9 protein-coding genes and 2 pseudogenes are annotated in these 13,781 nt (G+C 62.8%); 4 read left to right on the top strand and 7 right to left on the bottom strand.

Going from position 1 to position 13,781, the window contains the following annotated elements:
• The first annotated feature begins 120 nt into the window (after positions 1-120).
• The gene (locus ACFPTO_RS22630) at positions 121-1,224 is read left to right on the top strand and encodes an AI-2E family transporter (protein ID WP_377714927.1); all 1,104 of its coding nucleotides are present in this window, start codon (positions 121-123) and stop codon (positions 1,222-1,224) included.
• A gap of 64 nt (positions 1,225-1,288) precedes the next feature.
• Here the strand turns inward: ACFPTO_RS22630 and ACFPTO_RS22625 are convergent.
• The 4 genes and pseudogenes from ACFPTO_RS22625 to ACFPTO_RS22610 form a co-directional block, all read right to left on the bottom strand.
• Positions 1,289-2,377 (bottom strand): annotated as a pseudogene (locus tag ACFPTO_RS22625) (heavy metal sensor histidine kinase); the annotation flags it as partial.
• 5 nt (positions 2,378-2,382) lie between these two features.
• Positions 2,383-2,868: pseudogene (locus ACFPTO_RS22620) on the bottom strand (efflux RND transporter periplasmic adaptor subunit); the annotation flags it as partial.
• 45 nt (positions 2,869-2,913) lie between these two features.
• On the bottom strand, positions 2,914-6,117 hold the full coding sequence (locus ACFPTO_RS22615) for an efflux RND transporter permease subunit (protein WP_377714925.1): 3,204 nt from the start codon (positions 6,115-6,117) through the stop codon (positions 2,914-2,916).
• 286 nt (positions 6,118-6,403) lie between these two features.
• A complete protein-coding gene (locus ACFPTO_RS22610) occupies positions 6,404-6,763 on the bottom strand; it encodes a hypothetical protein (protein ID WP_377714923.1) in 360 nt (119 codons plus the stop codon).
• Between the two features lie 135 nt (positions 6,764-6,898).
• Between ACFPTO_RS22610 and ACFPTO_RS22605 the strand changes: the two genes are divergently transcribed.
• Positions 6,899-7,606: an MgtC/SapB family protein gene (locus ACFPTO_RS22605; protein WP_377715332.1), complete on the top strand. Its 708-nt coding sequence runs from the start codon at positions 6,899-6,901 to the stop codon at positions 7,604-7,606.
• Between the two features lie 185 nt (positions 7,607-7,791).
• Positions 7,792-8,043 (top strand): GlsB/YeaQ/YmgE family stress response membrane protein, encoded by a 252-nt coding sequence (locus tag ACFPTO_RS22600; protein ID WP_296659352.1) that lies wholly within the window; start codon positions 7,792-7,794, stop codon positions 8,041-8,043.
• Positions 8,044-8,130: 87 nt separating this feature from the next.
• Here the strand turns inward: ACFPTO_RS22600 and ACFPTO_RS22595 are convergent, their stop codons facing one another.
• From ACFPTO_RS22595 to ACFPTO_RS22585, 3 genes are all read right to left on the bottom strand, one after another.
• Positions 8,131-9,657, bottom strand: coding sequence for an acetyl-CoA hydrolase/transferase family protein (locus ACFPTO_RS22595; RefSeq protein ID WP_377714921.1), 1,527 nt, complete (start codon positions 9,655-9,657; stop codon positions 8,131-8,133).
• Between the two features lie 164 nt (positions 9,658-9,821).
• Entirely contained in the window at positions 9,822-10,040 is a 219-nt protein-coding gene (locus tag ACFPTO_RS22590) for a hypothetical protein (RefSeq protein WP_377714919.1), read from the bottom strand.
• A gap of 130 nt (positions 10,041-10,170) precedes the next feature.
• Positions 10,171-12,393, bottom strand: a complete 2,223-nt coding sequence (locus ACFPTO_RS22585; protein ID WP_377714917.1) for an FUSC family protein — start codon at positions 12,391-12,393, stop codon at positions 10,171-10,173.
• 190 nt (positions 12,394-12,583) lie between these two features.
• Between ACFPTO_RS22585 and ACFPTO_RS22580 the strand changes: the two genes are divergently transcribed.
• On the top strand, positions 12,584-13,516 hold the full coding sequence (locus tag ACFPTO_RS22580) for a LysR family transcriptional regulator (RefSeq protein WP_377714915.1): 933 nt from the start codon (positions 12,584-12,586) through the stop codon (positions 13,514-13,516).
• The last annotated feature ends 265 nt before the right edge of the window (positions 13,517-13,781 follow it).

Genomic DNA, 13,781 nt, shown 5'->3' with positions numbered 1-13,781 from the left:
CGGACGCACGGGACACGCACGAGGTGCACATGCTCGGCGGCCCGGGGAAGACTCGCCGGTATCATGAGCGACAGCGCCATCCCTTTCTTCTTCGTCCGCCCCCACAGGAATCCACCGCCCATGGACGGCAACAGGAATCTGCACCAGACGTCGTTCTACTTGCTGCTGCTCGCGGTTTCCATCGCACTCTGCTTCGTCATTGCGCCGTTCTTCAGCGCCGCGCTGTGGGGCGCCATCCTCGCCCTGATCTTCCAGCCCGTGCAGCGCTGGCTCGTGGCGCGGCTGCGCCACCGCAACCTCGCCGCGCTCATCAGCCTCGCGATCTGCGTCCTGATCGTGATCCTGCCACTCATGCTCGTCGCGGCCACGCTGGTTCAGCAGATCACTTACGCCTATGGCCAGGTGAGGTCGGGCAGCCTCGATATCGGCGTCTTTTTCAACCATGTCGTAGAGGCGCTGCCGCAGTCGGCGCAGAATCTGCTCGCGCAATACGACATGATGGAACTGCGTGGCCTGCGGCAACATCTTTCGGCAGGCGCCGCAAAAATCAGCCAGTTCGTCGCCACGCGTGCGCTGAGCGTCGGCCAGATCACCGTGCAGGTCGTCGTGAGCTTTGGCGTGATGCTCTATCTGTTCTTTTTTCTCGTACGCGACGGGCGCGATATTTCAAAGCTCGTGCGCGACGCCATCCCGCTCGACGAAGGGCACAAGCGGCATCTGATCTGCAAGCTCACCACGGTGATCCGCGCAACGGTGAAGGGCAACTTCGCCGTGGCGTTCGTTCAGGGCGCGCTCGGCGGCATTGCGTTGTGGGTGGTGGGGATTCAGGGCGCCCTGCTCTGGGGCTTCGTGATGATGCTGCTCTCGCTGCTGCCCGCCGTGGGCGCAGCGCTCGTCTGGGGACCCGTCGCGATCTACCTCATTTCCAGCGGCGCGCTCGCGAAAGGAATCGGGCTCGCGACTTTCGGCATATTCGTGATCGGCACCATCGACAACGTGCTGCGCCCCGTTCTGGTGGGCAAGGACACGCGCCTGCCCGACTGGGTCGTGCTGATCTCGACGCTCGGCGGCATGTCGCTCATCGGCATCAACGGCTTCGTGATCGGGCCGCTCATTGCCGCGCTTTTCATTAGCTGCTGGGATCTGCTGCGGCGCGACCAGCGAAGCCACCGCAGCCAGGACAGCCACGACAGCCCCGCCACTGCCGACGACCCGCCCCGCTGAAGCGTCGGCTCACAGCAGCAGGCAACAGCGGCGGACTGCGTGAATTAAGGTGCATTAAGGTGCATCAGGGCGAGACGTGCATCGGCAGCCCCGCGCGCCCCTGGCGCTGCGAATCTTGCGCACGCGCGGCGCTCTCGCGCGCGCAGTCGACGGCCAGCGAAAAGCCAAATGTGTTGACGCCGTTTGCGCTGCGCACGAACACCGTTCCGGCATGCATTTCGGCCACCGCCTTCACGATGGACAAGCCGAGCCCGTGATTCTCGTGACTGTTCGAGCGCGCCTCCTGGATGCGGTAAAAGCGGTCGAAGATATGCTCGCGCACCACCGGATCGAGCGGCTCGCCCGGGTTCGACACCGCGATTTCCACATGGCCGTCCAGCGGCGCGATGGACGCCTGCAGCGTCACGCCCGGCGCCGAATGCTGGATCGCATTGACGAGAAGATTGCTCACCGCGCGCCCGATCAGCGAGGTATTCACCCAGGCGGTGGCGTTGCCGCGCACCTCGACGCGCAACTGCGCCTCTTCGAGCGGCATCTCCAGAAACTCCAGCATGCGCTCCACTTCGGCCCGCAGCGAGACTTCCGAGAGGTCCGTCGCGCGCTCGCCGCGATCGCTGCGCGACAGGAACAGCATGTCGTTGACGATCACGCGCAACCGTTCGAACTCTTCCAGATTCGATTGCAGCGTCTGACGCAATTGCAGCACCGAGCGATCGCGCGTGAGCGCGACCTGGGTTTGTCCGATCAGAATGCTGACCGGCGTGCGCAGTTCGTGCGCAACGTCGGCATTGAACGATTCGAGGCGCCCATAGGCCTTGTCGAGCCGCTCAAGCGCGCCGTTGAACGAAGTCGCCAGTTCGTGCAGTTCCTCCGGCAATGCGTCGGCACGCAGACGTTGACGTCGATTCGACGGGCTCGATTGCGCCGCCTCGCGCGAGAGCCGCGTGAGCGGTTCGAGGCCGAAGCGCGTGGCCGCACGGCTGAGCAGTGCGACCGCAATCGTGGACGCCGCAATCAATGCCCCGAGCACAATGCCGAAGCGCCGGAGCATCAGCTCCGTGCGTTCGCTGTCGCTTGCGACCACAAGCTTCACCATCGGCCGGTCGCCGCTCGCGGGCACCATGAAGCTCGTCATGAGCACGTCGTAATCGCTGCCGGGCGGTCAAACGAGGTCTTGGCGAGCGAAAGCGTCGAAGCAGCCTGATCGCGCTGTGCCTGAGCCTGCGCGAGTTCCTGATCGATTTCGGGCGTATCGATCTGCGCCAGCAACTGGCCTTGCTGCACATGGGCGCCGATATCGGCGTACCAGTGCAGCACATAACCGTTCGCGCGCGAATAAATCGGCGCCTCGATAAAGCCGCGCAAAGTGCCTGGCAGCACGATGCGTCCGTCCGCGCCCGCGGCGACCGGATACACGATGCTCACGTATTGCGTCGCGTTGCGCTTCGTGACATCGGCGAGATGATGCGCGTTTTGCAGGTTCGCGACGATCGTGCGAGTCGCGCCCGCCGCCAGCAGCAGCGCGATGACGATCACCGCGAGCTTCGCACGCTTGCCTGCCTGATGGCGCGCGGGCAGATCCATACCGTGCTGACCTGCACCGACGGCGATATCGAGGGATGAGTGAGGATGAGGTTCGTTCATTTCATCGACCAGAATTTACGTAACCGGATTGCGTGATGTCCCGCTTCATTGGCGACCGTTTCGCGACTGACGTTCGCGCTTCGCGGCCGCTCGGCGCGCGAGGCGGCCGTGCACGGTCGCGAATATCATCGGGACGAACAGCAGAGTGGAAACCGTGGCGAACAGCAGACCGCCGATCACCGCGCGGCCAAGCGGCGCGTTCTGTTCGGCGCCCTCGCCGAGACCGAGCGCCATCGGCAGCATGCCGATCATCATGGCGAACGCGGTCATGAGCACGGGGCGGATGCGCGTCGCGCCCGCTTCGAGCGCTGCGACGAGCGGCGTGACACCAGCCATCAGCCGCTGCCGCGCGAACGACACGACGAGAATACTGTTCGCCGTTGCGACGCCAACGGTCATGATCGCGCCGGTCAGCGCAGGCACGCTCAGGTGCGTGCCCGTGATGAACAGCATCCACACGATACCTGCGAGCGCTGCGGGCAGCGCACTGATGATGATGAGCGGATCGGCCCATGACTGGAAGTTCACGACGATCAGCAGATAGACGAGCACGACGGCCATCGCGATACCCACGCCGAGACCGACGTACGACGAGCGCATCGTGTCGATCTGGCCGCGCATCGCGATGGTCGTGCCGCGCGGCGCGCTCGCCTGGGCCGTCTTGATGAGGCCGTCGATGCGCGAGCCGACCGTGCCGAGGTCGCTGCCCTCCACGCTCACGAGCAGATCGATCACGGGACGGATGTTGTAGTGCGTGACGATTGCCGGGCCCGTGTGCGGCTGCAGCCGCACGAGGTTGCTCACGAGCTGCAGCGGCGCATTGGGGCGCGCCGCGACCGGCGTGCCCATCACCTCGTTCACGGAGGCTTCACGATACTGCGGCGTCTGCACGGCGAGCGGATACTCGACGCCGTTCTTCGGATTCACCCAGAACGCAGGCGAGGTCTGCGAACTGCCGGACAGCGAAATCAGCACGTTTTGCGCCACGTTTTGCGGGCTCAGATTCAGTTGCTGCATGCGCGAGCGGTCCATCGCGAGCCTCAGCGCCGGTTCGTCGTTGCGCTGTTCGATGTGCGCGTCGACGGCGCCCGGCATCTGGCGCACCGCTTTGAGCAACCGGCTCGCGAGCGCCATGTCCTGCCCGAGATCGGCGCCCACCACCTGCACGTCGATGGCGGCGGGCTGCCCGAAGTTCAGGATCTGCGTGACGATGTCCGCGGGTTGAAAGAAGAACTCGACGCCCGGAAAACGTTGCGGCAGCAACGCACGCAGCTTGTCGACGTAGACGCTCGATGGTTTGTGATCGACCTTTAGCGCGATCTGGATTTCGCCGTCAAGCGTGCCCATCGTCCCCGCGTTGCTGTACGAAAGGTTGATGCCGCTATACGGCAAGCCGAGATTGTCGACGATCGTTTCTAGCTGATCCGGCGGCGTGACCTCGCGGATGGTCCGCTCGACTTCGTCCGCGAGACGCGCGGTTTCTTCAATGCGATAACCGGTCGGCGCGCGCATATGCAGACGAATGTTGCCCGCGTCGACGGACGGGAAGAAGTCGCGGCCTATGAAAAACACGAGCACGAGCGAGAGCAGGCAGAAGCCGAGGAACGCACTGCCGAACACGCGACGCCGCGCGAGCAGCAAGCTCAGCAGCGCGATGTAGTTCGCGCGCACGCGCTCGAACCCCTGATTGAACCGGTGGTGGATGTGCGCGAAAAGTGAGCGCGGCGCGCCGTGCTGCGCGTGGCCGCCGTCGTGGCCACCAGCGGGGCCGCCATGCGTGAAGAGCAGCATCGCGAGCGTCGGCACGAGCGTGCGCGAGAGGATGTACGACGCGATCATCGCGAACACCACCGCTTCCGCGAGCGGCACGAACAGGAAGCGTGCAACGCCCGTGAGGAAGAACATCGGCACGAACACGATGCAGATGCACATCGTCGAAACGAGTGCGGGCACCGCGATTTCGCCCGCGCCTTCGAGAATGCCCTCGTGCAGGCCTGCGCCCAGATGGAAGTGGCGTTCTATGTTCTCGATCGTCACGGTTGCGTCGTCAACGAGAATGCCGACCGCGAGCGCGAGCCCGCCGAGCGTCATGATGTTGATCGTCTCGCCGAGCGCGTAGAGCGCGAGCAGCGACGAGAGAATCGACAGCGGAATCGACACCGCAATGATGAGCGTGCTGCGCCAGTTGCCGAGGAACAGCAGGATCATCGCGGCGGTGAGCACCGCGGCGATCAGCGCCTCGCGCACGACGCCCTGCACCGCGGCGGCCACGAAGATCGACTGATCGAAGAGCGGCTTGACGACGAGATCGGCGGGCAGCGTATTGCGCACCTTCGGCAGCAGCGCCTTCAGGTTGTTCACCACTTGCAGCGTGGACGCATCACCGCTCTTGAGGATCGAGATCAGCACGCCGCGCGTGCCGTCCTGACGCACGACGTTGGTCTGCGGTGTGAAGCCGTCGCGCACGTGCGCGACATCGCCGAGATACGTCGTTGCGCCGTTGACCGTCTGCACCGGAATGTGGTTCAGATCCGCGATCGTTTCCGGCGACGCGTTGGTATCGACGCGATATTCGCTCACCCCCATCTTCGCGGTGCCGGTCGGCAGGATCAGGTTCTGCGTATTGACCGCATTGACGATATCGGCGGGCGTGAGGCCCTTCGCAATCAGCGCGCGCGTATCGATGTCGACTGAAATCACGCGCGTCTTGCCGCCGTACGGATACGGCACCTGTGCGCCCGGGATCGTAATCAGTTGCGGGCGCAGGAAGTTCATCGCGATGTCGGCCAGCGCCTGCTCGCTCATGGTCTTGCTGGACAGCCCGAGCTGAATCACGGGAATGCTCGACGCCGAGTAGCTGATGACGAGCGGCGGCGTGGCGCCCGGCGGCATCTGCTTGACCTGCGTCTGCTCGGAGGCGACCGTTTGTGCGAGCGCGGTCTGGAGATTCGCGCCGGGCTGCAGGAACAGCTTGATAACGGCGATGCCGGGCAGCGACTGCGATTCGATGTGCCCGATGTTACTGACCGTGGTCGTGAGGCCGCGCTCGTTGACGGAGGTGACGCGGTTCGCCATGTCCTTCGCGGACATGCCGGTATACGACCAGATGATACTGATAACCGGGATATTGATATTCGGCAGCACGTCGGTCGCCATCGACATCAGGGCGAACGGCGTGGCCAGCACGATCATGATGGCCATCACGATGAACGTGTATGGCCGCTTTAGTGCGAGATTGACAATCCACATGTGAATGCTTCAGGCGGGCTTGATGGACTCCTCGTAAGGAGCGGTGATCCAGGATGCATTCCAGGCGGTGCCGCATGATAGGCAATAGCGGTGGCGCTTTGCTGGCGGCAATATGGCGAAATTGACAGGCTGGGAGTGTTCCTGTCGATATGCGCCGATAAGCGCTGAAATGTGCTTGATTCGCGGGCAAATCACTGCAACGCCGCCGCGCATGGAAATCGGTCCATGCGGGCGATTTTCCGGGTGTGTCGCGCGCGGGATACCGTTGCAACCACAACGTCATGGCTCAGTTCACGAGCCGCAGCCGCTCCGTTTTCCGCGCGTCGCGCGCGCGTGAAGATTGCTCCCGGCGTTGAGCGCCTGCTTGAGCGCTTGCATCGTCACACGCGCTCAGCGCAGCCTCTTGCTCGGCGAGAGCGGCCGGCACCTGCCCGAAACTCGTGCCGCCGTAGACGCGCCGTTTGCCCGCAGGATTAGCATGCGCAGCGGTGGCTTCGGCCTCGGCTTGTTCGACATCGGCAAGTATGCGTTTGCCGTTGTGCAGCGTATCCATCCGTGACTTCCCTCCGTTCAAACCGGCCTCGTCCGTCAGAACAGGAGCGACTCCAGTATGCGGGAAAGGCGGTGGCCAGATGCTGACTTCCAAATGACCGTGCCGACAGCTTGGCGAGCCTGGCCACACCGCGTATGATCCTCGGCGCCCCCTTGGCCGCAGCGCGCGTTGCACGCCATGGGTGTGCAACGCGTGCTGCATCCGGCCCACCGCTTTCGTGACAGGAAGATGACCTTCGAACTCGCCCTACGCCTTTTTGCGGCGTTCGCCTGCGGCGTCGCCATCGGCCTCGAACGCCAGATTCGCCAGCGCACGGCGGGCCTGCGCACGGTCACGCTCGTGGCGAGCGGCGCGTGTCTCTTCGTGACGCTCGGCGTGCTGACCGGCAACGGCACATCCGGCATCACGCAGATCGCGGCCTACGTCGTTTCGGGGGTTGGCTTCCTGGGCGGCGGCGTGATCATGCGCGAGAAGGGGTCGATCCAGGGGATCAACACGGCGGCAACGCTATGGTGCGCCGCGGCGATCGGCGTGTTGTGCGGCGCGGGTCACTACGGCCCGGCGCTCGCGGGCACGGTCATCGTACTGCTCATCAATACGGTGCTGCGCGAGGTGAGCCGCGCGATCAACGCGACCCCGGTCTCGGCTGCCGACCTCGTGCGCGAATATGTGCTCACGGTGGTGTGCCGCGAAGAGGACGAAATCCATATCCGCACCGTGCTTTCCAATTCGATGTATTCGACGCCGCTCTCGTTTCAAAGCCTGACCAGCGAAGATTTGCCCGGCGAGCCTGTGCGGCTGCGTGTGACGGCAACGTTGCGGCTGCATCCGAAATATCAGGCGAAGCTCGAAGCCATTGCGAGCCGGCTCAGCATGGAAAAAGGCGTGACGAGCGTAAGCTGGGTCGCCGCGGAAACCGAAGTCGCACCGGAATGACGCGTGCGATTCCGCGCTTTTGTCTGATCTGATTTCCAGACATCCGAACTGTCATGCATCGTTGAGCGAGGGGATCGGCTATTTAAAAAGCGTCGATTCCGGCCACATCACCTGGCCTGTCCCTCGTGCGTAGGCTAAGCTGAACTCACCGTGAACCTTTCACGCCAACAAAGGGGGTGCTCAACATGCAACACGGCATCATCGCCTGGCTCATCATCGGCGCAATCGCAGGCTGGCTCGCCGGTGTGCTCGTCAAGGGCGGCGGCTTTGGATTGATCGTCGATATCATTGTTGGGATTGTCGGTGCGTTCATCGGCGGCTGGCTTGCAGGGATCCTCGGAATCTCGCTCGGCGGCGGATTCATCAGCTCGATCATCACGGCCATCGTGGGCGCAGTGATTCTGCTCTTTGTCATCCGGCTATTCCGTCGCGCCTAGCAGGCGCGCCGCGCAAAAGCAAAACGGGCGTGCCGTTGCCGGCACGCCCGTTTTTTCCTGTTCGCTTACGTTGCGTTAATTGCGGTGTTATGCGTTGGCCACGAGGAGATCAGAACTCTCGGGCAGCATCGAACCGGTCTGGTTGTAGCGCACATGCATCTCGAATGCCTTCGTGAGATCGTGCGGCGTCTGACCACCGTGCTTGAGCGCGTCGCGATAGTAGTCGCGCAGCAAGTCGCGATAGAGCGGATGCACGCAGCGCTCGATGATGAGCGTGGCGCGCTCGCGCGGTGCGAGACCGCGCAGGTCGGCGAGACCCTGCTCCGTCACGATCACGTCCACGTCGTGCTCGTTGTGGTCGACGTGCGGCACCATCGGCACGATGCTCGAAATGCGGCCGTCCTTGGCGATGGCCTTCGTCGCGAAGATCGCGCACGATGCGTTGCGCGCGAAATCGCCCGAGCCGCCGATGCCGTTCATCATGTGCGTGCCGCCCACGTGCGTCGAATTCACGTTGCCGAAAATATCGCATTCGAGCGCGGTGTTCAGCGCGATCAGGCCGAGACGGCGGATCACTTCCGGATGGTTGCTGACTTCCTGCGGACGCAGCACGAGCTTGTCGCGATAGCGGTCGAGTTCGGCCAGTACCTGTTCCTGACGCCGTGCGGAGAGCGTCATCGACGCGCCTGATGCGAACACCATCTTGCCCGAGTCGATGAGGTCGAACGTGGAGTCCTGCAGCACTTCCGAATACATCGTGAGCGCTTCGAACGGCGAATCCACGAAGCCCGACAACACCGCGTTCGCGATCGTGCCGATGCCCGCCTGCAGCGGCGGCAGTTGCGCATTCATGCGGCCGTGCTTCACTTCGTGCTGAAGGAAATCGATGAGGTGACCGGCGATGCGCGCCGTCTCGTCGTCGGCGGGCAGCACGGTCGACGGGCTGTCCGGCTGATTCGTGATGACGATGGCCGCGATCTTTTCGGGCGGAATGTCGATCGCGGGTGTGCCGACGCGGTCTTGCGGACGCACGATCGGCAGCGGGTCGCGATGTGGACGGCGGCCCGGAATCCAGACATCGTGAAGACCTTCGAGCGCGAGCGGCTGGGCGAGGTTGATTTCGACGATCACCTTTTCCGCAAGGATTGCGAAGCTTGCCGAATTGCCGACCGACGTGGTGGGAACAATACCGCCATCTTCCGTAATCGCAACGGCCTCGATGATTGCGAGGTCCAGCTTGCCGAGCAGATTGGCGCGCAGCATCTCGACCGTTTCCGAAAGATGCTGGTCGACGAACATCACGTCGCCGCGATTGATGGCCTTACGCAGCGTCGAGTCGACCTGGAACGGCAGACGGCGTTCGAGCACGCCGGCTTCGGTCAACATGCGGTCGACGTCGTGACCGAGCGATGCGCCCGTCATCAGCGTAATGCGCAGGGGTTCCTTTTCTTCGCGCGCCCGGCGCGCCAGCTCGATCGGTACAGCCTTCGTGTCGCCCGCGCGGGTGAAACCGCTCGCGCCAACACGCATGCCATTACGTACAAGCTGTGCCGCTTCAGCGGCCGAGGTGATTTTCCCGCGCAATGCGGCACATCGAATACGGTCTTCGTACATCCTCTATGTCTCCACTCCAATTACTTGGTTCGCCAATATTTCTGGTCTCGCCCGGACGGCACTCGAAGCGGCGCACAAAAATTCACCGTGCCGCGAGACCCGGGCTGACGAGTCGCGGCAGCATAACGGGCACGCCAACCCTTACGGACGGCGTGTCGTCAATATCAACTACCGAAATAGGCGATACAGAAGCCTGCGGGGCCGACACATTCATCGTTCTGTGCCGGCTTCGCGACATCGTGATGGGCGGGTGCGGCCACAGCCTGTTGGGCTGCGGTCTGCGCGACCTGCTGAGGGAGGCCTGATGCCGGTGCCTCGTTCTGCGCATAGGCAGCGGAAGCGAACAGGGAACAGGCAACAACAGCAAACTTCAGGATATTCATTTTATCCTCCATGACGAAAAGCTATTGCGTTGCAGTTGCGTGACTATATGACGCACAACTGATTTGATTAAGAATCCTGGGAGAAACGCATCTTTCCTGTAAATGAAAAGATCGAAAGTAAGCCCTTAAATTAGCCTTTTAGCCAGTTATTAACGGCGGCGTTTCTCGTGCGCACGCGATGCCGCGCGAGCGTGCCGAGCGGACCATCGCGATCGAGCAAAGCACTGCGGATGAAATGGAGATGGCTCAGGAGCCGCTGCGCATCGTGGCGGCGATCCCGTGTATGAGCAACCGCGCCGAGCGCCTCCTGGGCGACCCACGTCGCGGTACGAACCGATTTGAGTGCACGCGCAACCATCTGCGGACCTGGATCGTCGAACAGCCGCGCAATAGCCGTTTGCACGCGCGCGAGGGACTGTCCCCATCGGGCGTCGAGATCGGACAGCCAGCTCGCCGCGTGAGCCTCGCGACGCAGATCGACCATCGCGTGCCCGACTTCGAGCGTGACCAGCATCCAGCGCAATGCACGCCGATGCTCACGTTGCCGCCCGCTCAACACGAGACGAAGCTGGTGCATCAGATCATGCGTGCCCGACTGAAATCGCTCGCCGAGTCCAGGCAATTCGCTGCTGCACGCGATCACGACCTGACCGCGCAGTTCGCCACACATGCGCGCGATCAGCCATTTCATCCGCGGCGGGAACACGATCGCGAACGCGAGCGCCGCGAGCAGCATCGCCGCGACGATCGCCATGCCGTTGTTGATCAGCAGATCGGGCGTGTACGCGATTACGTTGTCCGGTCCTGCGAGCAGGCAGAAGAAAACGGAAAAGCCCACGCCATAGCCCGCGATACGCGGCCGCGTCGTCAGGAATGCCCCGAGCGCGAGCACGGGTGCGAGCGTTGCGCAAAGCAGCGGGAAGCCGTCGACGTTGGGATACACGTAACAGATGAAGAAATAACCGACGATTGCGGCACAGGCGGCGCCTGCCGCCATCTGCACGGCCATGCGCGTGGCATTCGATGCCGACGACGTGAGTGCGCAAGTGAGCGCCGCAGCGATCATCGCCATGCCCCCGCTGGGCCAGTCGGTCTGCACCCAGAACCAGCCGCACGCCGCCACCACGACTGCCGTGCGCAGGAACGTGAAGCCCACGACATACCAGCTCGTGCGCGGCACATAGCGCGTCGCGCGCGTCTCCTGCGCGAGCCCGGGCTGCATGGCCGATGCATAAGTACGGCTGTAACGAACGATCTCGGTCGTGAAGCGATACATCAGCTCTGACGAAGTATCGAAGTCCTGCAACGCTTCCGGCGACACCGTTTTGAGTGCTTGCCGCGCTTCGCGAACATGGCGCGGCAACGTGCTCTGCCAGGCTTCCAGCGTATCGGCGAGGCGCAGTGCCCAGGCGCGATCGCTCTCGCCATGACGCTGGGTCTGTGCGAGCAGCGCTGCAAGCTCGTGAAAATACGGCACGAGTGGCGCGGTCACGATTTCGCTGCGCTGCACCCGCTTGAGCAGCTGGCGCAGCGCGTGCAGACGTGCGCACGCATCCATGAATTCGCTGTTGAGCCGCGCGAGCAGTTGACTGCGCGAGCGCATCACCGGGTCTTCGAAAAACGAGAACGCACGCGTTGCCTCTAAGCCGACGACATCGTCGACGAGGCCTGCAAAGCGGCCTTCGAATGCGCTGCGCTCCAGCGCGCCCGTCAGCACGCTTGAAGCAAACGCAGTAAAATTGCGAAGCCGTGTACGCAACGTTCGCTCAAGCAGCGAGCCGGTCTGCCGGGGCACGATCACAGCGCTGACCATCCCCGAACAAAGGATGCCGACTGCTACTTCTGCGCCACGTCCGAGTGCGGCAAGAAAAAGCCCGTTGGGCTGCATGACAACCGGAATGCCGATCAGCGCCGCCGTGTAGCCCGCGAGCACAAAACCGTACCAACGAAAATGTCGATTCCTCATGGCCGCAGCCGTACAGGCGGCCACCCAAAGCGTCATGCCGACGATGTAAAGCTCCGGTTGCTGCACAAACACGGACCCGAGCACGACTGCCGCGATCATTCCGACGACGGTCCCGACGATCCGGTACACGCTCTTCGCGAACACCATGCCCGAGAGCGGCTGCATCAACACGAACACCGTGGTCATTGCAATGCGCGGTTGCGGCAAGTCGAGCAACATCGCAATGCCCATCGCGAGCAGGACCGCCGTGACCGTCTTCAGCAGATGCAGCCAGACCGCCCCTTCGATGGAATTCCAGTCGCGCAGTGCGCGCCTTGCGGCACGCCAGATCGCGTGGCCACGCCGACGCGTATCGATCGTGCGATGAATCGCATGCGGGCGGGTCATGGGAATTGCACTTCGCTTGAGCTGTCATTAAGGACGTCGCCTGCGAATGCAGGGACCGAGGCGCCGATTGTAGGCGCGACATTCGGGCGCATTAACGTGACGGATGAAGAACGTCCGTTCCAGATCACTCAACAATGCTGTGTCGCGCGCAGCGCGACAATATCGTTTCTGTTCCAAACAAGAAGGTCTGATGGATACGCTACAAAACATGCGGGTATTCGTCCGCGTCGTCGAAGCTGGTAGCTTCACCGCGGCGGCTCAGTCGCTCGACTCCACGACTGGCGCCATGTCGCGCGCCGTGTCGGAACTGGAGGCGCATTTGCGCACCCGTCTGCTTAATCGTTCGACGCGTCGGCTCGCGCTGACACCCGCCGGTGAACGGTATCTCGAACGTTGCCTGCATATCCTCTCCGATGTCGACAGCGCCGAAGAAGAAGCGAGTTGCGCACGCGAACGGCCCGCTGGCACGCTGCGCATGCACAGCTTCGCAAGCATCGGACAGCAATACGTACTGCCCGCGATTTCGCGCTATCGCGCGCTGCATCCCGAAGTGACTGTCGAACTCACGCTATCGCAGCGCATGCCCGATCTGTTCGAGGGCAGTAGCGACGTGTCTGTCGTTGCGGCTTCATCGCTGCCCAACTCGGATCTGGTGTCGCATCATCTGGGGACAACTTACAGCATTCTTTGCGCGTCACCCGGTTATGTGCATACGCATGGATCGCCGAGCACGCCTGCGGATCTCGTGCATCATGACTGCCTGATTCTGAAAACTCCGGCGTTTCCGGCGCGCGAATGGACACTCGAGGGAGCAGATGGAAATGTCGAGATGCAGGTCGACGGCCCGGTGCAGGTGAACATTGCGGAATCGCTTGCAGTGGCGATTCGCGAAGACATGGGTATCGGCATTTTGCCGGTGTATGCGGCTATCGAAGGGCTGCGCAACGGGTCACTCGTGCGCGTGCTTCCGCAACATAAATTGCAGAAAGCGAACGTCTACGCGCTCTATCCGTCGCGTAAATTCGTCGATGCCAAAACGAAGACGTGGGTCGAATTCCTGCGCGCGCATCTGCCGGAGGTCATCGCCCGCGACATGGCGCTGCTCGAGGAATTAACGCAGTAACGGTTTACCGGAGAAGCGCTGGATTTGTCGAGGCTGAATGCTGCGCCGGCGGTCGTCAAGGAAACTGCACACTGATTCTTGCAGCGGTCTGAAGCTTGAATATGAAAAAGCCGTCCTCCGGGACGGCTTTTTCATGTGCGCTGCGGTTTTAACTGTTCGCCTTGAGCGCTGCCGCGCAGCCTCGTCTGCCCCAGGCGGGACGTAAACGCCAAAACCCCGGCGCTCAGGGAGAGACCGGGGTTTCGGATACAGCATAAGGAGCCTG

It is taken from the genome of Paraburkholderia denitrificans (assembly GCF_042655705.1).
Lineage (GTDB): Bacteria > Pseudomonadota > Gammaproteobacteria > Burkholderiales > Burkholderiaceae > Paraburkholderia > Paraburkholderia denitrificans.
Note: the sequence above shows the minus strand (reverse complement) of the source record. Positions and strands in the feature narration are given on the sequence as shown.